Annotated in this window: 17 protein-coding genes; 12 read left to right on the plus strand and 5 right to left on the minus strand. The window is 72.9% G+C overall.

Annotated elements, in window-relative coordinates; all coding sequences use genetic code 11:
- Positions 1-39: 39 nt before the first annotated feature.
- Positions 40-2,919 (minus strand): SpoIIE family protein phosphatase, encoded by a 2,880-nt coding sequence (locus ACFYOJ_RS12110; RefSeq protein WP_356556403.1) that lies wholly within the window; start codon positions 2,917-2,919, stop codon positions 40-42.
- Between the two features lie 369 nt (positions 2,920-3,288).
- Between ACFYOJ_RS12110 and ACFYOJ_RS12115 the strand changes: the two genes are divergently transcribed.
- The gene (locus ACFYOJ_RS12115; protein WP_356556405.1) at positions 3,289-4,200 is read left to right on the plus strand and encodes a HipA family kinase; all 912 of its coding nucleotides are present in this window, start codon (positions 3,289-3,291) and stop codon (positions 4,198-4,200) included.
- Positions 4,201-4,309: 109 nt separating this feature from the next.
- On the opposite strand, the gene aceB is transcribed toward ACFYOJ_RS12115, so the two are convergent.
- Entirely contained in the window at positions 4,310-5,932 is a 1,623-nt protein-coding gene (gene aceB, locus ACFYOJ_RS12120) for a malate synthase A (RefSeq protein WP_356556407.1), read from the minus strand.
- 184 nt (positions 5,933-6,116) lie between these two features.
- A complete protein-coding gene (locus ACFYOJ_RS12125) occupies positions 6,117-6,716 on the minus strand; it encodes a nucleotidyltransferase family protein (RefSeq protein WP_356556409.1) in 600 nt (199 codons plus the stop codon).
- Between the two features lie 198 nt (positions 6,717-6,914).
- Here ACFYOJ_RS12125 and ACFYOJ_RS12130 point away from each other — a divergent pair, with 198 nt between their 5' ends.
- Positions 6,915-7,229, plus strand: coding sequence for a DUF5955 family protein (locus ACFYOJ_RS12130; protein ID WP_356556411.1), 315 nt, complete (start codon positions 6,915-6,917; stop codon positions 7,227-7,229).
- A gap of 225 nt (positions 7,230-7,454) precedes the next feature.
- Here ACFYOJ_RS12130 and ACFYOJ_RS12135 read toward each other — a convergent pair whose 3' ends face one another.
- A complete protein-coding gene (locus ACFYOJ_RS12135) occupies positions 7,455-8,258 on the minus strand; it encodes an IclR family transcriptional regulator (protein WP_356556412.1) in 804 nt (267 codons plus the stop codon).
- Positions 8,259-8,574: 316 nt separating this feature from the next.
- Between ACFYOJ_RS12135 and allB the strand changes: the two genes are divergently transcribed.
- The gene (gene allB / locus ACFYOJ_RS12140) at positions 8,575-9,915 is read left to right on the plus strand and encodes an allantoinase AllB (protein ID WP_356556414.1); all 1,341 of its coding nucleotides are present in this window, start codon (positions 8,575-8,577) and stop codon (positions 9,913-9,915) included.
- A gap of 68 nt (positions 9,916-9,983) precedes the next feature.
- Positions 9,984-11,114 (plus strand): allantoicase, encoded by a 1,131-nt coding sequence (alc, locus tag ACFYOJ_RS12145; RefSeq protein WP_356556416.1) that lies wholly within the window; start codon positions 9,984-9,986, stop codon positions 11,112-11,114.
- Positions 11,115-11,278: 164 nt separating this feature from the next.
- On the opposite strand, the gene ACFYOJ_RS12150 is transcribed toward alc, so the two are convergent.
- Positions 11,279-11,479: a hypothetical protein gene (locus tag ACFYOJ_RS12150; RefSeq protein ID WP_356556418.1), complete on the minus strand. Its 201-nt coding sequence runs from the start codon at positions 11,477-11,479 to the stop codon at positions 11,279-11,281.
- 179 nt (positions 11,480-11,658) lie between these two features.
- Between ACFYOJ_RS12150 and ACFYOJ_RS12155 the strand changes: the two genes are divergently transcribed.
- The 8 genes from ACFYOJ_RS12155 to ACFYOJ_RS12190 all read left to right on the plus strand — a co-directional run bounded on the left by ACFYOJ_RS12155 (position 11,659) and on the right by ACFYOJ_RS12190 (position 19,504).
- Entirely contained in the window at positions 11,659-12,909 is a 1,251-nt protein-coding gene (locus ACFYOJ_RS12155) for a histidine kinase (RefSeq protein WP_356556420.1), read from the plus strand.
- Positions 12,910-13,011: 102 nt separating this feature from the next.
- The gene (locus ACFYOJ_RS12160; protein ID WP_356556421.1) at positions 13,012-13,758 is read left to right on the plus strand and encodes a response regulator transcription factor; all 747 of its coding nucleotides are present in this window, start codon (positions 13,012-13,014) and stop codon (positions 13,756-13,758) included.
- A 128-nt stretch (positions 13,759-13,886) separates the two neighbouring features.
- Positions 13,887-14,624 (plus strand): GntR family transcriptional regulator, encoded by a 738-nt coding sequence (locus ACFYOJ_RS12165; protein WP_356556464.1) that lies wholly within the window; start codon positions 13,887-13,889, stop codon positions 14,622-14,624.
- A 186-nt stretch (positions 14,625-14,810) separates the two neighbouring features.
- Positions 14,811-15,815: a sugar ABC transporter substrate-binding protein gene (locus ACFYOJ_RS12170; protein ID WP_356556422.1), complete on the plus strand. Its 1,005-nt coding sequence runs from the start codon at positions 14,811-14,813 to the stop codon at positions 15,813-15,815.
- Positions 15,812-16,852, plus strand: a complete 1,041-nt coding sequence (locus ACFYOJ_RS12175) for an ABC transporter permease (protein ID WP_356556423.1) — start codon at positions 15,812-15,814, stop codon at positions 16,850-16,852. The genes ACFYOJ_RS12170 and ACFYOJ_RS12175 overlap by 4 nt, the downstream gene beginning before the upstream one ends.
- Positions 16,849-17,640 carry an ATP-binding cassette domain-containing protein gene (locus ACFYOJ_RS12180; RefSeq protein WP_356556424.1) on the plus strand — a complete coding sequence of 264 codons (792 nt, stop codon included), beginning with the start codon at positions 16,849-16,851 and terminating at the stop codon, positions 17,638-17,640. The genes ACFYOJ_RS12175 and ACFYOJ_RS12180 overlap by 4 nt, the downstream gene beginning before the upstream one ends.
- Positions 17,641-17,777: 137 nt before the next feature.
- Positions 17,778-18,926 carry an ROK family glucokinase gene (locus ACFYOJ_RS12185; RefSeq protein ID WP_356556425.1) on the plus strand — a complete coding sequence of 383 codons (1,149 nt, stop codon included), beginning with the start codon at positions 17,778-17,780 and terminating at the stop codon, positions 18,924-18,926.
- On the plus strand, positions 18,923-19,504 hold the full coding sequence (locus ACFYOJ_RS12190) for a sugar kinase (RefSeq protein WP_356556426.1): 582 nt from the start codon (positions 18,923-18,925) through the stop codon (positions 19,502-19,504). Before ACFYOJ_RS12185 ends, ACFYOJ_RS12190 begins: the two co-directional genes overlap by 4 nt.
- The last annotated feature ends 269 nt before the right edge of the window (positions 19,505-19,773 follow it).

The raw sequence follows: 19,773 nt of genomic DNA on the forward strand, positions 1-19,773 counted from the left end.
ACCGTATCGGGGCGTCCCGCCTTTGCCCGGGTCACGGCTTCAAGTCCCCGGCGGGAGCGGTCTGTCGGGGCCCGCGGGGGCGGGCCGGCCGGGTTCGTCGAACATGGCCAGCAGCGTCTGCTCGTCCGGCTCCGGTTCGGCCTGCTCCCGCTGCGGAACCTGCTCGGCCCACACCGTCTTGCCCTGCGACGTGTAGCGGGCGCCCCAGCTCTTGGTGAACTGAGCCACCAGGAACAGGCCGCGCCCGCCCTCCTCGGTCGTGGCCGCCCGCCTCAGGCGCGGAGAGGTGTTGCTGCGGTCGGAGACCTCGCAGATCAGCGAGTCGTCGCGCAGCAGCCGCAGACACACCGGCCCCTGACCGCCGTACCGCACGGCGTTGGTGACCAGCTCGCTGACGATCAGCCCGGTGCTGAAGTCCAGCTCCGGCATGCCCCAGGCGGCGAGCTGGTCGCGGGTGAGTTCCCTGGCCCGCGCCACGACCGAGGAGTCGGACGGGAACTCCCAGGAGGCCACCCGGTTCTCGGGCAGCGCGTGCACACGGGCCAGCAGCAGGGCCACGTCGTCGTGCGGACCGCCGGGCAGGAGGGCGCCCGTGATCCGGTCGCAGACGTCCTCCAGTTCCGGGCCGGCGCGGTCCAGCGAGGCCAGCAGCCGTCCGGTGCGCGCGTCGGTGTCCCCGTAACCGCGGCTCTCCTTGAGCAGACCGTCGGTGTACATCGCCAGCAGGCTGTCCGGGGGCAGGCCGACGGCGGCGGACTCGTACGGCTGGATCCCGCCGAGCCCGAGCGGCGGGCCGGGCGGCAGGTCGAGCAGCCGCGCCCTGCCGCCCGGCGTCAGCAGAGCGGGTGGCGGATGACCGGCCCGGGCGGCCGTGCAGGTGCAGGAGACCGGGTCGTACACCGCGTACAGGCAGGTCGCCCCGGTCGCGGGGTCCTGTTCGCCGGCCGACTCGTCGAGGGTGCGGCTGACCAGGTCGTCCAGGTGCGCCAGCACCTCCTCGGGCGGCAGGTCCTGCCCGGCCAGCGTCCGCACCGCCGTCCGCAGCCGGCCCATGGTCGCCGCCGCCTGCAGACCGTATCCGGGCACGTCCCCGACGACCAGCGCCACACGCGTCCCGGACAACGGGATCGCGTCGAACCAGTCCCCGCCCACGCCCGCCCTGGCGTCCGCGGGCAGATAACGGAAGGCGAGGTCGACGGCGCTCAGCCGGGGCAGGACGCGCGGCAGCAGGCTGCGCTGCAGGGTGAGGGAGGCGTGGTGCTCCCGGCGGTAGTGGCGGGCGTTGTCCACGCTGATCGCGGCACGGTCCGCCAGCTCGCCCGCCAGCGCCAGGTCGTCCTGCTCGTACGGCCTGGCCCTGCCGCGGCGGTAGAACCCCACCAGGCCCAGGACGGAACCCCGTGCGGACAGCGGAGCGCCCAGATAGGAGTGCACGCCCTCGCCGAGCAGACCGATGGGGTGCACCTCGCCGGCCGGGTGCCCGGCCAGGGCGGCGGTCACCACCGAGTCCGTGACCGGCCGCCCCGACTCCAGGCACCGGGACTGAGGCGTACCGGCGGGGTAACCGACCGGCTCGTCCGCACCGCCGCCCGGGGTGCCGGGGGAGTCCTCGCCCGCCCAGGCGGCCACCCGGCGCAGCGCCACGCCGGGGGAGGACCGTCCGGGCGGCGGCTCCTCGCCCGCCAGGACGCCGTCCACCAGGTCGACGACGACCAGGTCGGCGAAGCGCGGCACGGCGATCTTCGCCAGTTCCTCGGCGGTACGCACCATGTCCAGGGTGGTGCCGAGCCTGGTGCCCGCCTCGTTCAGCAGGGACAGCCGCCCGCGCGCCTCGGCGGCGAGCCGGCCGACGCCCGGCTCGCCCACCAGCAGCAGCCACGCGTCGGCCGGCCCGGCGGCGTGAGGTTCGGCCGTGGTGTCGGGCGTGCCCGCCGCCCCCGGCCCCGCCGCCGCGGTGGGACGGTCCAGGAGCGGCACATGTCGGCCGTCGGGGGCGGTCACGACGGCCGGGCCCGCCGCACCCGTGCCGCGGACGTCCCCGAAGCTGACCTCGACCGCCGCTCCCTCCGCGTCGCCGTGATGCAGCTCCCGGCGGCGCAGCACGGCCGTACGACCGCCCGCGAGCGGGACCTCGGCGAACGCCTCACCGGTGGAGGAGATCAGCTCGACGGCACGCTCCAGCAGCAGCGACCGCTCCTGCGAGGCCAGGTGGGGCGGCGGACCGCCGAGCCGGGACAGCTCTCCCGAGCCCAGGTCCAGCTCGGCGTGCCCACCGCGCTCCCTGGCCCGGCGGAACGAGTCCATCAGCGCGAGCTCGCGGGCCGTGCCCAGCTCCAGCAGGCGCTCCCCGATGAGCTCGGTGGCGTCCTGCAGGAGCAGCGCCATGCCGGGGTCGGCCAGCTCCCGGGGCACGGAGAGGTTGACCGCGCCCCGCACGGCGCCGCCCACCGGGTCGCGCACCGGCGCGGCCATGCAGGTCAGCTCCTTGAGATCGTGCAGGAAGTGTTCGTGGCCGACGACCACGAACGGCGCCCTGGTGCTCAGCACCATGCTGACGCTGCTGGTCCCCATGAACCGCTCGTCGACGTTGGCACCCTGCACCAGAGAGGCGGCGTCCATCAGCCTCAGCCCCGCGGGGGCGCCCCACCGGTCCACGATGTTCGCCCGTGAGTCGGCCAGCGCCACCGTCACCGGCACACCCGAGAGTTTCTCGTACAGACGTTCGAGTACCGGTGTGGCGGCCCTGATCAGCCGGGAGTCGGGGTCCAGGTCGCTCTCGACCGGCAGGGCGGCCTTCTCGCGGTCGATGCCGAGCGATTGCGAACGCTCCCAGGAGGCGAGGATCTCCGGACGCACCCCGGCGTCCGGTGGCGTCCGGCCCTCGCCACCGCTGCCCGGAGGAGTTGCACGCGGCTCCACAGAATCAGGGTAAGCGGGCAGAAGGGACGTCCGCCTGGCGCGGGCGTTCGATCACGAGTGTTTCAGGAGTGAAGGAAACCCGCCGGACGGGACGTCGAGCCCCTGCTGCGGCTCGACGCGTGCACGCTGCGGATCGACGTGTCCGACAGCAGGGGGGAGCGCCGTCCGCCCGCGCCCTCCGGGGTGGCCGTGTCGCCGGAGGGCGAGGGCGACGCTGTTCCAGCGGAGGAGGACCGTGCCTCGTCCCCTGACCGCGCTCCTTCGTGCGGCCCCCGGGTCCATAGCGCCCCGCTTCCTGTCACGCTCGGTCACTATGCTCGCTCCATGCCGGAAGACAGAAGTGAGAAGTCGGGAGCAGGGGACGGACGGATGAGACAGGTCACCGCCACCCGCTACGTCGAGCCCCTGCACACCGGCGGCTCCGTGCCCGGCGTCGTCGAGGCCGACGACCTGGGCACGTACGTCGTCAAGTTCACCGGCTCCGCGCAGGGGCGCAAGGCGCTGGTCGCCGAGGTGATCGTGGGCGAGCTGGCGCGGGAGCTGGGGCTGCGCGTGCCCGAGCTGGTGCGCGTCGGCTTCGATCCGGCCGTCGGCGCGGGGGAGCCGCACCAGGAGGTGCGGGACCTGCTGAAAGCCAGCGCGGGGCTCAACCTCGGCATGGATTACCTGCCGGGCGGCGTCGACTTCACGCCCGAGGTCGCGAAGAGGTTCCCGGTGGACCCGGCGGAGGCCGGGCGGATCGTCTGGCTGGACGCCCTGACCGTGAACGTCGACCGGACCGTGCACAGCTCCAACCTGATGGTGTGGCCCACCTTCGGTGCCGTGCCCCCGCGCCTGTGGCTCATCGACCACGGCGCGGCCCTGGTCTTCCACCACCGCTGGGACGCCTCCGAGCCGCGGAAGGCGTACGACTTCCGCCACCACGCCCTCGGCCACAGCGCGCCGGACGTCCGGGCCGCCGATGCCGAGCTGGCGCCGAAGGTGACGCGGGAGCTGTTGCACGACGTGGTGGCGCGGGTGCCGGAGGAGTGGCTGACCTGCGAGGCCGGCCTCGACACGCCCGACCGGGTCCGCGCCGCCTACGTGGATTACCTGGAGGCGCGCGCACGGGCCTCCCGGGACTGGCTGCCCACCGACTTCCCGACGCGCGAGGAACTCGCCGCCGAGAACGCCGCCCGCGCGGCCCGCACCCGGCAGGGCCGTCCCGACTGGCTCAAGCAGGTCCCCGACCTGCACGGCAAGCCGCCCGCGGAGCAGGACTGGTCCGTGCACCTGGAGTGATCCGGAGCGGGTGCGGAGCCGTCCGGAGCGACGCGGACGCGAACAGGCCCGTGCCCCCGGTGCTGTACGAGACCGGGGACACGGGCCTGCCGTGGGCGTCGGGCGGCCGTCAGCCCTTGAGCTGCTCGTACGCCGGCAGGGTCAGGAAGTCGGCGTAGTCCTCGTCGAGGGAGACGGTCAGCAGCAGGTCGTGCGCCTGCTGCCAGTTGCCGGCCGCGAAGGCCTCGTCGCCGATCTCCTTGCGGATGTTCTCCAGCTCCTCGGCGGCGACCTTGCGGGCGAGGTCGGCGGTGACCTTCTCGCCGTTGTCGAGGACGACCTCCGCGTTGATCCACTGCCAGATCTGCGAGCGGGAGATCTCGGCGGTGGCCGCGTCCTCCATCAGGTTGAAGATGGCGACGGCGCCCAGGCCGCGCAGCCACGCCTCGATGTAACGGATGCCGACCTGGACGGCGTTGACCAGGCCCGCGTACGTCGGCCTGGCGTCGAGCGAGTCGATCGCGATGAGGTCCTCGGCCTTGACGTCGACGTCCTCGCGCAGGCGGTCCTTCTGGTTCGGCCTGTCGCCGAGGACCTTGTCGAAGGACTCCATGGCGATCGGGACCAGATCGGGGTGGGCGACCCAGGAGCCGTCGAAGCCGTCGCCGGCCTCGCGGTCCTTGTCGGCGCGGACCTTCTCGAAGGCCACCTTGTTGACCTCGGGGTCCTTGCGGGACGGGATGAACGCCGCCATGCCGCCGATCGCGTGCGCGCCGCGCTTGTGGCAGGTGCGCACGAGGAGTTCGGTGTACGCGCGCATGAACGGGGCGGTCATCGTGACCGCGTTGCGGTCCGGGAGCACGAACTTGGCGCCGCCGTCACGGAAGTTCTTGACGATGGAGAACAGGTAGTCCCAGCGGCCGGCGTTCAGCCCGGAGGCGTGGTCGCGCAGCTCGTAGAGGATCTCCTCCATCTCGTACGCGGCCGTGATCGTCTCGATCAGGACGGTGGCGCGGACGGTGCCCTGCGGGATGCCGACGTAGTCCTGCGCGAAGACGAAGATCTCGTTCCAGAGGCGGGCCTCCAGGTGCGACTCCGTCTTCGGGAGGTAGAAGTACGGGCCCTTGCCGAGGTCCAGCAGACGCTGCGCGTTGTGGAAGAAGTAGAGGCCGAAGTCGACCAGGGCGCCGGGGACCGGGCGGCCGTCGACCTGGAGGTGGCGCTCGTCGAGGTGCCAGCCGCGCGGGCGCATGACGACCGTCGCCAGCTCGTCGTTCGGGCGCAGGGCGTACGACTTGCCGGTGCGCTCGTCGGTGAAGTCGATGGTGCGGGTGTAGGCGGAGATCAGGTTGAGCTGGCCGAGGACAACGTTCTCCCAGGTCGGGGCGGAGGCGTCCTCGAAGTCCGCGAGCCAGACCTTCGCGCCCGAGTTGAGGGCGTTGATGGTCATCTTGCGGTCGGTGGGGCCGGTGATCTCGACGCGGCGGTCCTGCAGCGCGGCCGGGGCGGGGGCCACCTTCCAGGAGTCGTCCGCGCGGATGTGCGCGGTCTCCGGGAGGAAGTCGAGCGTGGAGGTGCGGGCGATCTCGGCGCGGCGCTCCGCACGGCGGGCGAGGAGCTCGTCACGCCGGGGCGTGAACCGCCGGTGCAGCTCGGCCACGAAGGCGAGCGCCGCATCGGTGAGGACCTCCTCCTGCCGGGGCAGGGGCTCGGCGTCGACGATGGCCAGCGAGGACGGCGCTGGTGCGGACATGAGCTGTCACTTCCTTCAGCGGTGGCACCGGGTGCCAACGGGCGCGTATGGGGCATAGCGCACTTGCTGTGCGGGCGAGTGCTTCTGGTCAGTGGATAGTAGTTTCCTCATCGTGGAACTTCAATGGTTTGTTGATGTCGAGATTCTCCGGGTCGAGGGACAGTGGCGCTCGGTGCCACGCCTCTCACTCAAGGTGGCGCAGGTCGGCCACGGTGTCGATGTCGTACGGCCGTGCCACGTCCCCGCACTCGACGAGGGCGATCTCCGTCTCGTGTTCCCGCAGATAGGCGCGTGCCCCCCGGTCCCCGGTCGCAGTCGCCGACACGCCCGCCCAGTGCGCCGCCCCGAGGAGTACGGGATGCCCGCGCACGCCGGCGTACGCCGCCGAGACGAGTGACGTCTCGTCCCGGTACCCGGCACGCACCCGTGCCATCGCCTCCGCGCCGATGCCGGGCTGGTCCACCAGGCAGACCAGCGCCGCCCGCGCCTCCGTGCCGGCCAGCGAGGCGAGCCCGGCGCGCAGCGAGGCACCCATGCCCCGCTCCCAGTCGGGGCTGTCCACCAGCACACACCCCTCGAGCGCCGCCCGCGCGCGTACGTCCTCGGCCCGCGCCCCCAGGACGACGTGCACGCGGGCGCAGCCGGCCGCGCGCAACGCACCGGCCACATGTTCGACGAGTGGATGTCCGCGATGTTCGAGCAGTGCCTTGGGCCGGCCGCCGAGCCGTCGCCCGCCGCCGGCGGCGAGCAGCAGGCCCGCCACCTGGCCTTCGGTGTCCGTCATGGCACCTGCATACCCGAGCGGGCGTCAGGCGCCTTGGTGTGCGGGGGATTTCCGGGGACTGGATTTCGTCCCCCGTGGTGGCGCGTCCGGCGTGGGGTGGCGTTTACTGTCCCGCGTCCCCGGCGCCCGGCCGGTGTCAGGGGGCGCTCGGCAGTTGCACCGCACAGGGGCGCACAACGGAGTGCGAGGGGGAGGGCTGTGTTGCGGAGCCTGGAACAGGGGCGGACGACCGCCGGCGACGAGGACCTGCGGGTGGCGGAGCTGCGCACCGCGGTGTCCCGGTTGCGCCGCCGGCTCGCCGTGCTGCCCGCGGACTTCCCGGACCGGACGTTCGCCGAGGACGAGCTGGCCGACCTGGCCGCGATGACCGGCCACGGCGTCCCCGAGGTGGCGCGGCTGCACCGCTCCCTGCTGCTGATAGCCGGCGCGATCGGTTCCGTCAGCGCCCTGTCGCGGGAACTGGCGGACGTCCGCGACGCCGTCGCGCTCTTCGGGGAGCCGTCGCACCGGTGAACCCCCGGCACGCGGCGAGCGTGCCGCCCCGGCGGTGAGGGCGGCCCCGGCGGCTCCCGGCGACGGCGACTTCGGCCGTTCGGCCCTCAGTGGTGACGGCGGCCCCGGTTGTCCGGCCCGCGGTTGTCCGGCCCCCGGCGGTGACGGTGACCCCGGCCGTTCGGCCCCCGACGGCGGCGGCCCCCGGCGGTGTGACCGCCGGGGGCCGAGCGTGTGCGGTGCGGGTCAGGCGGCCGGGGTGCCGTTCGAGGCGAGCAGGGTCTCCGACAGCTCGGCCGCCACCTGCTGCAGCAGCGGCACCATCCGCTCGGTGGCCTCCTCCGTGACGCGGCCCGCCGGGCCGGAGATGGAGATGGCCGCCGCGGTGGGGGAGTTCGGCACGGAGACGGCCAGGCAGCGCACGCCGATCTCCTGCTCGTTGTCGTCGACCGCGTAGCCCCGGCGCCGCACGTCCTCCAGCGCCGCGATGAAACCGTCCGGCGTGGTGATCGTCTTCTCCGTCGCGGCCGGCATGCCCGTGCGGTTCAGCAGGGCCCGCACCTCCTCCGCCGGGAAGTCGGCGAGCAGCGCCTTGCCGACGCCCGTCGAGTGCGGCAGGACACGCCGTCCGACCTCGGTGAACATGCGCATCGAGTGCTTGGACGGCACCTGGGCGACGTAGACGATCTCGTCGCCGTCGAGCAGGGCCATGTTCGCCGTCTCGCCGGTCTCCTCGACCAGCCGGGCCAGGTGCGGACGCGCCCAGGTCCCCAGCAGCCGGGAGGCGGACTCGCCGAGGCGGATCAGGCGCGGGCCGAGCGCGTAGCGGCGGTTGGACTGCTGGCGTACGTACCCGCAGGCCACGAGGGTGCGCATCAGACGGTGGATGGTCGGCAGCGGCAGCCCGCTGCTGGCGGACAGCTCGCTCAGACCGACCTCGCCGCCCGCGTCCGCCATCCGTTCGAGCAGGTCGAAGGCGCGTTCCAGGGACTGGACGCCACCCGTGGCGGACCTGGCGGAGTCGGTGGTGCTGGCGCTGGACGTCGGCACGGCACGTTCCTTTCGGGACTGGCGGGAGGGCAGAAGCCTACCCGGCGGCCGGTTGACTCCCCGCTTGTACATAGCTACGTTCTGTCTGTCGGAATAGTAATTCCGCTTTGTGGAAACGTCTAGAGCGAAGTCGTCGGCCGTGCCCGGCCGGAGGGTGCCTCTTGACGGCGTGGAACGGGAAGTGAACACTCCTTCAACAGAATGTTGAAGTCCGCCGCGTGGACGCGGTGAGAGTTCCCGTTTCCCGAGGTGAACCGGCGGGCCGGCGTCCCGGCGACGGGCCGGCGGCAGAACGACTGCAGAGAGAGGGGTTCGGGTGTCCCAGACCGACCTGGTGCTGCGCTCGACGCGCGTCATCACTCCCGAGGGCATACGTGCCGCGTCCGTCGCGGTGAGCGGCGGCACGATCACGGACGTACTGCCCCACGACGCGCCCGTACCGGACGGTGCCCGCCTGGAGGACGTCGGCGACCACGTCGTCCTGCCCGGCCTGGTCGACACCCACGTGCACGTCAACGACCCCGGGCGCACCGAGTGGGAGGGCTTCTGGACCGCCACCCGCGCCGCGGCCGCCGGTGGCATCACCACCCTCGTCGACATGCCGCTCAACTCCATCCCGCCCACCACCACGGTCGAGAACCTGCGGACCAAGCAGCAGGTCGCCGCCGACAAGGCGCACATCGACGTCGGCTTCTGGGGCGGCGCCCTGCCCGACAACGTCAAGGACCTGCGTCCGCTGCACGAGGCCGGCGTCTTCGGCTTCAAGTGCTTCCTGTCGCCGTCGGGCGTGGACGAGTTCCCGCACCTCGACCAGGAACAGCTCGCCCGGTCCCTCGCCGAGATCGCCGCCTTCGACGGCCTGCTGATCGTCCACGCCGAGGACCCGCACCACCTGGCCGCCGCCCCGCAGCAGGGCGGCCCCAAGTACGCCCACTTCCTCGCCAGTCGGCCGCGCGACGCCGAGGACACCGCCATCGCCTCCCTCATCGAGCAGGCGAAGCGGTTCGACGCACGCGTGCACGTGCTCCACCTCTCCTCCAGCGACGCCCTGCCGCTGATCGCCGAGGCCCGCGCCGAGGGCGTCCGCCTCACCGTGGAGACCTGCCCGCACTACCTCACGCTCACCGCCGAGGAAGTCCCCGACGGCGCCAGCGAGTTCAAGTGCTGCCCGCCCATCCGCGAGGCCGCCAACCAGGACCTGCTGTGGCAGGCGCTGGCCGACGGCACCATCGACTGCGTGGTCACCGACCACTCGCCCTCCACCGCCGACCTGAAGACCGACGACTTCGCCACCGCCTGGGGCGGCATCGCCGGCCTCCAGCTGAGCCTCGCGGCCATGTGGACCGCGGCCCGCGGGCGCGGCCACGGCCTGGAGGACATCGTCCGCTGGATGTCGGCCAACACCTCCCGCCTCGTCGGCCTGGACACCCGCAAGGGCGCCATCGCACCGGGCCGTGACGCGGACTTCGCCGTCCTCGCCCCCGACGAGACCTTCACCGTCGACCCGGCCGGCCTGCAGCACCGCAACCGCGTCACCGCGTACGCGGGCAAGACCCTGTACGGCGTCGTGAAGTCCACCTGGCTGCGCGGAGAGCGCATCGTGGCGGACGGCGCGTTCACCGAACCGAAGGGACAGCTCCTCTCCCGGACCCCCTGACCTCCTGACCGGTCCGGACCTGCCCGAAGACCCATCCCGAACGACCCCGGAAGGAACACCTGATCACCGTGACGGCCCAGCAGAACACCTCGTTGGCCAGCTTCACCGGAGACGCGAACCCCTACGGAGGCGGCGACCCGTACGCGGACTACCGCAGCACCGACCTCCCCTTCACCCAGTACGCGAACCTCGCCGACCGGCGACTGGGCGCCGGTGTCGTCGCCGCCAACGACGAGTTCTTCGCCCAGCGCGAGAACCTGCTGGTGCCCGAGCGCGCCGAGTTCGACCCCGAGCACTTCGGGCACAAGGGCAAGGTCATGGACGGCTGGGAGACCCGCCGCCGGCGCGGCACCTCCGCCGAGCACCCCTGGCCCACCGAGGACGACCACGACTGGGCGCTGATCCGCCTCGGCGCCCCCGGCGTCATCCGCGGCATCGTCGTCGACACCGCCCACTTCCGCGGCAACTACCCGCAGGCCGTCTCCGTCGAGGGCGCCTCGGTCGCCGGCTCCCCGTCGCCCGAGGAACTCCTCGCGGACGACGTGAAGTGGACGACCCTCGTCCCGCGCACCGCGGTCGGCGGCCACGCCGCCAACGGCTTCGCCGTCACCGCCGAACAGCGCTTCACCCACCTGCGCCTCAAGCAGCACCCCGACGGCGGCATCGCCCGCCTGCGCGTCCACGGCGAGGTCGTACCCGACCCGGCGTGGCTCGCCGCCCTCGGCACCTTCGACGTGGTCGCCCTGGAGAACGGCGGCCAGGTCGAGGACGCCTCCAACCTCTTCTACTCGCCGGCCACCAACACCATCCAGCCGGGCCGCTCCCGCAAGATGGACGACGGCTGGGAGACCCGCCGCCGCCGCGACCGGGGCAACGACTGGATCAGCTACCGGCTCGTCGACCGCTCGCAGATCCGCGCGATCGAGATCGACACCGCCTACCTGAAGGGCAACTCGGCGGGCTGGGCGTCGGTCTCCGTCAAGGACGGCGAGGACGGCGAGTGGCGCGAGGTGCTGCCCCGCACCCGCATGCAGCCCGACACCAACCACCGCTTCGTCCTGCCGGAGGCGGCCGTCGGCACCCACGCGCGCGTCGACATCTACCCCGACGGCGGCATCTCCCGCCTGCGCCTGTTCGGCTCCCTGACCGAGGACGGCGCGGCCCACCTCGCCGCCCGCCACCAGGAACTCGGCGGCTGACCCACGGCCCGGCCGCCTCCCCGGCGACGGGAGGCGGCCGGTTCCCGGACACCCACGGGGCGCACCGGCGGCACACACCGGCGCGCCCCGCGCACGTCGTCACGAGAGCCCGGGCCCGGCCGACGCCGGCGGCCGGGAACGGCGCCCGCCGGTCGGACCCCGTCTCACCCGGACTTCCGGCTCTCGGCGGCGGCGAACAGGGCGAGGGCCAGCACGATCAGCGCGACGCTCGCGTACACCTCGTACCCGTCGAGGAAGCCGATCCGCTGCACGAACCCCCAGTCCCAGTCGGTGAACACGTGTACCAGGCCCGCCACGCCCTGCACCAGCACGAGGAATCCGACGATCTCCAGAAACTCCTTCATGCCTCCGACCCTCGCCCCGCGGACCCCCCGCCCGCATCGGCCGCGGGGCGGGGCGTCCCCGGCGAAAGCCCCCGCCGCCCGCCGGGGGGAACACCGAAGGTCTACGTCCCCGCGACTTCGGTAGCCGATCCGCCGCGCACCGGGACGACGGCGGCCGACGCTGCGTAGATTTGCCGACCGTGGACGAAGACAGGCCGGTAGGCACCAACCCGGCGTTCCCCGGGCGGCGCTGGCTGCTGCCGTCGGCGCTGGCCGACCAGCTCGACCCGGACGCCGGGGGGTCCGGACGCCGGTCCCGGCGGACCGCCCGCGACTGGCTCGTCGACTTCACCTGCTTCCTGCTCGCCGTCCTGATCGGCCTGCTGGGCGCGGACACCCTGGACCAGGAGCCCGGTCTCCCGCCCGGCTGGGGAGTCGCCGACCAGCTGGTCGGCGCCCTGGCGTGTGCCGCCGTGTGGCTCAGGCGCCGGTGGCCGGTCGGGCTCGCGGTGGCGCTGGTGCCCGTCGGCTTCGTGTCGGTCACCTCGGGCGGTGCCGCCCTCGTCTCCCTCTTCACCGTCGCCGTCCACCGTCCCTTCCGGTACACGGCCTGGCTGACCTGCGCCAACATCCTGGTGCAACCCCTCTTCTACTGGCTGCGCCCGGACCCCGAGCTGCCCTATCTCGGCAACGTCCTCCTGGGTGTCCTGCTTGCGGTGACGGTGGCCGGCTGGGGCATGCTCGCCCGCTCCAGGCGCCAGCTCCTGCTCAGCCTGCGCGACCGGGCCCGGCACGCGGAGACGGAGGCGCGACTGCGGGCCGAACAGGCCCAGCGGCTCGCCAGGGAAGCCATCGCCCGGGAGATGCACGACGTCCTCGCCCACCGGCTGACCCTGCTCAGCGTGCACGCGGGCGCGCTGGAGTTCCGGCCCGACGCCTCCCGCGAGGAGGTGGCCCGGGCGGCCGGCGTCATCCGGGAGAGCGCCCACGAGGCACTGCAGGACCTGCGGGAGATCATCGGCGTCCTGCGGGCCGGCGACTCCGACGACGCGGGCCGCCCCCAGCCGACCCTCGCGGCACTGGACGCCCTGGTCGCCGAGTCCCGCGAGGCCGGCATGAGGGTGACCCGCGCCGGACACGTCACCGACCCCGCCTCGGTCCCCGCCTCCGTCGGCCGCACCGCCTACCGCGTCGCCCAGGAGGCCCTGACCAACGCCCGCAAGCACGCCCCCGGCGCCGAGGTCACCCTCTCCGTCACCGGGGCGCCGGGCGAGGGACTCGACGTGACCGTGCGCAACGCCCCGCCCGAGGGGGACGTGCCCGAGGTGCCCGGTTCCGGGCAGGGCCTGATCGGACTGGCCGAGCGCGCCACGCTGGCGGGCGGCACGCTGGAGCACGGCCCCACGGCCGACGGCGGCTTCGAGGTACGGGCGCGGCTGCCGTGGGGGTGAACTCCGCCTTCGCCGCGAACGTGCTGGCGGGCCGTCAGCACCGGGCGGCCCCGGTCCGCCACCGGCCTGTGCCCGCCCCGGCCGGCGTGGTTTCGTAGGCGCATGACCGCGATCAGACTGCTCCTCGTCGACGACGATCCGCTCGTGCGGGCCGGACTGTCCTTCATGCTGGGCGGCGCCGCCGACGTCGAGATCGTCGGCGAGGCCGCCGACGGCGACGAGGTCGAGGCGCTCGTCGACCGCACCCGGCCGGACGTCGTCCTCATGGACATCCGGATGCCGGGGACGGACGGCCTGACCGCCACCGAGCGGCTGCGCACCCGCGAGGACGCCCCGCAGGTCGTGGTCCTCACCACCTTCCACGCCGACGAGCAGGTGCTGCGGGCCCTGCGCGCGGGCGCCGCCGGCTTCGTCCTCAAGGACACCCCGCCCGCCGAGATCCTGGATGCCGTGCGCAAGGTCGCGGCCGGCGACCCGGTCCTGTCGCCCGCCGTGACCCGGCGGCTGATGGAGCACGCGGCCGGCGGCGCCGCCGACATCAGGCACGCGCGCGCCCGTGAGCGCGTCGCCGTCCTCAACGACCGCGAACGCGAGGTCGCCGTCGCCGTCGGCCGGGGCCTGGCCAACGCGGAGATCGCCGCGCGGCTCTACATGAGCGTGGCCACCGTCAAGACCCACGTCTCCCGCGTCCTGGCCAAGCTGGACCTGAACAACCGCGTACAGATCGCGCTGCTGGTGTACGACGCGGGACTCCTGGACGAACACCGGGACGACGGGCGCCAGACGGGACGGGGGACGGGCGCGGACCGGGAGGCGCACGCGCCGCCGGGACGAGGGGACCCGGTGTGAGAGGGGGTGCACCCGCCGCTTCCGGACACCGACCGCCCTCATGTCAGGACAATCGGACTTCACGACTTCCCGTCAACAGCACGCGGGACTACGCTCGCCCCGTGCCCAGACCAGGAGTGGACCCGACCGTGACGCTCGACCTCGGCGTGGACCGCAGCAGCCCCGTGCCGCTGTACTTCCAGCTGTCGCAGCAGCTCGAGGCCGCGATCGAGCGCGGGGCGCTGACCCCGGGCAGCCTGCTGGGCAACGAGATCGAGCTCGCCGCGCGGCTCGGCCTGTCCCGTCCCACCGTCCGCCAGGCCATCCAGTCGCTGGTCGACAAGGGACTGCTCGTGCGCCGCCGGGGCATCGGCACCCAGGTGGTCCACAGCCAGGTCAAGCGCCCGCTGGAGCTCAGCAGCCTGTACGACGACCTGGAGGCCGCCGGGCAGCGCCCCACCACGAAACTCCTGGTCGACACCGTCGTCCCGGCCACCGCCGAGGTCGCCGCGGCCCTCGGGGTGACCGAGGGCGAGGACGTCCACCGGGTGGAGCGGCTGCGGCTCGCGCACGGGGAGCCGATGGCGTACCTGTGCAACTTCCTGCCGCCCGGCCTCCTCGACCTGGACACCGCGCAGCTCGAGGCCACCGGCCTCTACCGGCTGATGCGCGCCGCCGGGATCACTCTGCACAGCGCCCGCCAGTCCATCGGAGCCCGCGCCGCCACCGCCGCCGAGGCCGAGCGGCTCGGCGAGAAGGAGGGCGCCCCGCTGCTCACCATGCGGCGCGTCACGTTCGACGACACCGGGCGGGCCGTGGAGCTGGGCACGCACACCTACCGGCCGTCCCGCTACTCCTTCGAGTTCCAGCTGCTCGTACGGTCCTGACGCCCCCGGCGCCGGCCGGTGCGGATCCGCACCGGCCCGCCGTGCACACCCGTCCCCATGTCCGGACAATGTGACCGACCGCTGCTCCCCGGTACGGCGCGAGCGATGCCGGTGTCGGACAATGGGGCGTTTGGGATTTCCAGAACCCACTAGCACAGCACGGCACAGCAAGAAGGGCACGGCCTCGTGGCACGGTTTCGGACATGGGTGGGCATCGCGCTGGCAGGGGCACTGTCGGTGTCCCTGGCCGGCTGCAGCAGCACGGGCGGCAAGCGCGCCGAGGACGCCCGCAAGGCTGCGGCGGCCCAGGGGAGGGCGGCGGTGAACACCCCCCGCTGGACCTTCGCGATGATCACCCACTCGGGTGACGGCGACACCTTCTGGGACATCGTCCAGAGCGGCGCCGAACAGGCCGCGAAGAAGGACAACATCAACTTCGTCTACTCCCACGACGACGAGGCGCAGCAGCAGGCCCAGCTCGTGGACGCGGCCGTCGACAAGAAGGTCGACGGGATCATCGTCACGCTGGCCAAGCCCGACGCCATGAAGGCCGCCGTCGCCCGCGCCCGGAAGGCCGGCATCCCGGTGATCACCGTGAACTCCGGATCGCGGGAGTCGAAGCAGTTCGGCGCCCTCACCCACATCGGGCAGGACGAGACGATCGCCGGCGAGGCCGTCGGCGAGGAGCTGAACCAGCGCGGCCGCAAGCGGGCGCTCTGCGTCCTGCACGAACAGGGCAACGTCGGACACGAGCAGCGCTGCGACGGCGTCGAGAAGACCTTCGACGGCAAGGTGGAGCGGCTCTACGTCACCGGCACGAGCATGCCGGACGTGCAGTCCGCCCTCGAGGCCAAGCTGCAGACCGACAAGGCCGTCGACGCGGTCGTCACCCTCGGCGCCCCCTACGCCGACACGGCCGTGAAGGCCAAGCAGGGCGCGGGCAGCAAGGCCGAGATCGACACCTTCGACCTCAACGCCAAGGTGGTCGCGGGCCTCGAGGACGGCAGCCTCGGCTTCGCCGTCGACCAGCAGCCCTACCTCCAGGGCTACGAGGCCGTCGACCTGCTGTGGCTGTACAAGTACAACGCCGACGTCCTCGGCGGCGGCCGGCCGGTGCTCACCGGGCCGCAGATCATCACCGAGGACGACGCCGCGGCCCTGGCCGACTACACGGAGCGGGGCACCCGATGAGCGCCACGCAGGTGAAAGAGGCCGGCGAACGGACGCCGCAGGGGCCCGGGCTGCGCAGACTGCTGGGCCGCCCCGAGCTCGGATCCGTCGTCGGCGCGATCGCGGTCTTCGTCTTCTTCGCCTTCTTCGCCGACAGTTTCCTGCGCGCCTCCAGCCTCAGCACGGTGCTCTACGCCGCCTCCACGATCGGCATCATGGCCGTCCCGGTGGCGCTGCTGATGATCGGCGGCGAGTTCGACCTGTCCGCCGGCGTCATGGTCACGTCCTCGGCGCTGATCTCGTCGATGTTCAGCTACCAGATGACCGCCAACGTCTGGGTCGGCGTCGGCGTGTCCCTGCTGGTCACCCTGGCCATCGGCGCGTTCAACGGCTTCATGCTCACCCGCACCAGGCTGCCCAGCTTCATCATCACGCTCGGCACCTTCCTGATGCTGACCGGCATGAACCTGGGCTTCACCAAGCTGATCGGCGGCACCGTCTCCACCAAGACGATCGCCGACATGGAGGGCTTCCCCTCGGCCCGCGACGTCTTCGCCTCCACGATCACCGTCGGCGGGGTCGGCTTCAAGGTGACCATCCTGTGGTGGCTCGCCCTGGTCGCCGTCGCCAGCTGGATCCTGCTGCGCACCCGCGCCGGCAACTGGATCTTCGCGGTCGGCGGCAACAAGGACGCCGCCCGCGCGGTCGGCGTCCCGGTCACCCGGACCAAGGTCGGCCTCTACATGGGCGTGGCCCTCGGCGCCTGGATCTCCGGCCAGCACCTGCTCTTCTCGTACGACGTCGTCCAGTCCGGCGAGGGCGTCGGCAACGAGCTGATCTACATCATCGCGGCCGTCATCGGCGGCTGCCTGATCACCGGCGGCTACGGCAGCGCCGTCGGCTCGGCGGTCGGCGCCCTGATCTTCGGCATGACCAGCAAGGGCATCGTCTTCGCCGAGTGGAACCCCGACTGGTTCAAGTTCTTCCTCGGGGCGATGCTGCTCCTCGCGACCCTGCTCAACGCCTGGGTCCGCAAGCGTGCGGAGGCCACCAAGTGACGCAGACCGGAAACCGCACGGCGCTCGTCGAGCTGACGGACGTCAGCAAGCACTACGGCAACGTCCGCGCCCTGGAGGGCGTCTCCCTCCAGGTCCACGCGGGCGAGATCACCTGCGTGCTCGGCGACAACGGCGCCGGAAAATCCACCCTCATCAAGATCATCGCCGGTCTGCACCAGCACGACGGCGGCACCCTGCGCCTCGACGGCGAGGAGACCCGCCTCGGCTCCCCGCGCGAGGCCCTGGACCGCGGTATCGCCACCGTCTACCAGGACCTCGCCGTCGTCCCGCTCATGCCGGTCTGGCGGAACTTCTTCCTCGGCTCCGAGCCGCGCAAGGGCGTCGGCCCCTTCAAGCGCATGGACGTCGACCACATGCGCCGCACCACCCACGCGGAGCTCCTGCGCATGGGCATCGACCTGCGCGACGTCGACCAGCCCATCGGCACCCTCTCCGGCGGCGAACGCCAGTGCGTGGCCATCGCCCGCGCGGTGCACTTCGGCGCGAAGGTCCTGGTGCTCGACGAGCCGACGGCGGCCCTCGGCGTCAAGCAGTCCGGCGTGGTCCTCAAGTATGTGGCGGCGGCACGCGACCAGGGCCTGGGTGTTGTACTCATCACCCACAACCCCCACCACGCGTACCTCGTGGGCGACAGATTCGTGCTGCTGAAGCGCGGCACGATGGTCGGCAACCACGAACGCGAGGACATCACCCTGGACGAGCTCACGAGGCAGATGGCGGGCGGGAACGAGCTGGACGACCTGCGCCACGAGCTGCAGCGCCGCTAGGCGGCGCGGGGCCGCGCCGGCGTGCGGGCCCCCGTGTGGGCGCTCGCGCCCGCACGGCTCCCGTCCCCGGTGACGGGACGGCCCCGCCCCCTGCCGCATTCGGTTCCCGGCGGGGGCGTGCGGCACAATCTCATCCGATGAGCACCTACCGCGACTTCACCGCCCCCATCGGCTCCCGCCGTGCCACGGTCCTGCGCACCGTCGGCACCAGGGAGCGCCGCTCGCACCTCACGGCCCCCCGGGTGCCGACGGTCGGCATCGACATCGGCGGTACGAAGGTCATGGCGGGTGTCGTCGACGCCGACGGCAACATCCTGGAGAAGCTCCGCACGGAGACCCCGGACAAGTCCAAGAGCCCCAAGGTCGTCGAGGACACGATCGTCGAGCTGGTCCTGGACCTGTCCGACCGGCACGACGTGCACGCCGTCGGCATCGGCGCGGCCGGCTGGGTCGACGCCGACCGCAACCGCGTCCTGTTCGCCCCCCACCTGGCCTGGCGCAACGAACCGCTGCGCGACCGCATCGCCGGCCGCCTCGCGGTCCCCGTCCTGGTGGACAACGACGCCAACACCGCAGCCTGGGCCGAGTGGCGCTTCGGCGCCGGCCGCGGCGAGGACCACCTCGTCATGATCACCCTCGGCACCGGCATCGGCGGCGCGATCCTGGAGGACGGCCAGGTCAAGCGCGGCAAGTACGGCGTCGCCGGCGAGTTCGGCCACATGCAGGTCGTCCCCGGCGGCCACCGCTGCCCGTGCGGCAACCGCGGCTGCTGGGAGCAGTACAGCTCCGGCAACGCCCTGGTCCGGGAGGCCCGCGAGCTGGCCGCCGCCGACTCGCCGGTGGCGTACGGGGTCATCGAGCACGTCAAGGGCAGCATCGCCGACATCAACGGCCCGATGATCACCGAGCTGGCCCGCGAGGGCGACGCCATGTGCGTCGAGCTGCTCCAGGACATCGGCCAGTGGCTCGGCGTCGGCATCGCCAACCTGGCGGCCGCCCTCGACCCGTCCTGCTTCGTGATCGGCGGCGGGGTCAGCGCCGCCGACGACCTGCTGATCGGCCCGGCGCGCGACGCCTTCAAGCGCCAGCTCACCGGCCGCGGCTACCGCCCCGAGGCCCGCATCGTCCGCGCCCAGCTCGGCCCCGAGGCCGGCATGGTGGGCGCCGCCGACCTGGCCCGCCTGGTCGCCCGCCGGTTCCGCCGCGCCAAGCGGCGCCGGGTGGAGCGGTACGAGCGCTACGAGCGGTACGCACAGGCCCGCCGCTCGGCCCAGGAGGCGCCGTGACGAGCCCCCTGCCGCACCGGTCCGGCTCCCCGCAGGAGCCCGCCCGTCCGGCGGAGGACCGCTGGCACATGATCCGCCGCCGGACGCTCACCCTGCTCATCATCGTCCTGCTCATCGGCATCCCCGCCGGTTACCTGGTGATCTCCGCCAACCAGAGCCGTGACAGCGGCAAGGTCAAGGAGGCCCGGTACTCGGCGACCGGCCTGACCGATGGCTGGCCGACCAAGCTCCAGCGCCGTCTCTACGAGGTCCCCGTCCCGGCCCCCGCCGACGAGGTCGCCCACTACGAGACGAACAACTGGAAGACCAGCCGCCTCTACGTCCAGTTCGAGACCACCGGCGCGGGCCTGGACGCCTTCCTGGCGAGCATGGGCGTCACCAGGGGCGACCTGAAGCGCGACGAGAAGGTCATCAGCGACCGCGACCAGGAGGTCACCGGCTGGAACTTCGACCGGCCCGGCCCCTGGTGGGGACTGGTCCACGAGCAGAAGAACCCGGCCCCGACCCAGGACGTCCTCGTCAACCTGGGCCACCCCGACCGCCCGATGGTCTACGTCGTCTCCCGCACGGTGCCCTGACCGGTGCCTGCCGGGTTCCCCGACCGGGGTCCGCCGGGCTGCCTGCCCGGGACTCCGCCGGGAACCCCGGCCAGGGCTTCGGCCGGCCCGCCGCCCGCCGCCCGCCGCCCGCCGTTTCTCGCCCGCTGCCGCCCCGCCGCCCGTCCGGCAGGGGCCCGGTCCGTCCGGCAGGGTCCCGCCCGTGCGGTACGGGCCGAGCAGGCCGCCGGGGCCGGTTGTCAGACCCCGCCCGTAGAGTCGAAGACATCTGATCCGGGACGCGGGCGGGA

Source organism: Streptomyces sp. NPDC006384 (assembly GCF_042870695.1).
In the GTDB taxonomy this organism is placed as follows: Bacteria; Actinomycetota; Actinomycetes; order Streptomycetales; family Streptomycetaceae; genus Streptomyces.

Excerpts from the sequence above, each read along its gene's own strand:
- ACFYOJ_RS12125 (WP_356556409.1), bottom strand. The coding sequence starts at position 6,716 with ATGACGGACACCGAAGGCCAGGTGGCGGGCCTGCTGCTCGCCGCCGGC.
- ACFYOJ_RS12160 (WP_356556421.1), top strand. The coding sequence starts at position 13,012 with ATGACCGCGATCAGACTGCTCCTCGTCGACGACGATCCGCTCGTGCGG.
- ACFYOJ_RS12185 (WP_356556425.1), top strand. The coding sequence starts at position 17,778 with ATGAGCACCTACCGCGACTTCACCGCCCCCATCGGCTCCCGCCGTGCC.
- ACFYOJ_RS12115 (WP_356556405.1), top strand. The coding sequence starts at position 3,289 with ATGAGACAGGTCACCGCCACCCGCTACGTCGAGCCCCTGCACACCGGC.
- aceB (WP_356556407.1), bottom strand. The coding sequence starts at position 5,932 with ATGTCCGCACCAGCGCCGTCCTCGCTGGCCATCGTCGACGCCGAGCCC.
- ACFYOJ_RS12175 (WP_356556423.1), top strand. The coding sequence starts at position 15,812 with ATGAGCGCCACGCAGGTGAAAGAGGCCGGCGAACGGACGCCGCAGGGG.
- ACFYOJ_RS12150 (WP_356556418.1), bottom strand. The coding sequence starts at position 11,479 with ATGAAGGAGTTTCTGGAGATCGTCGGATTCCTCGTGCTGGTGCAGGGC.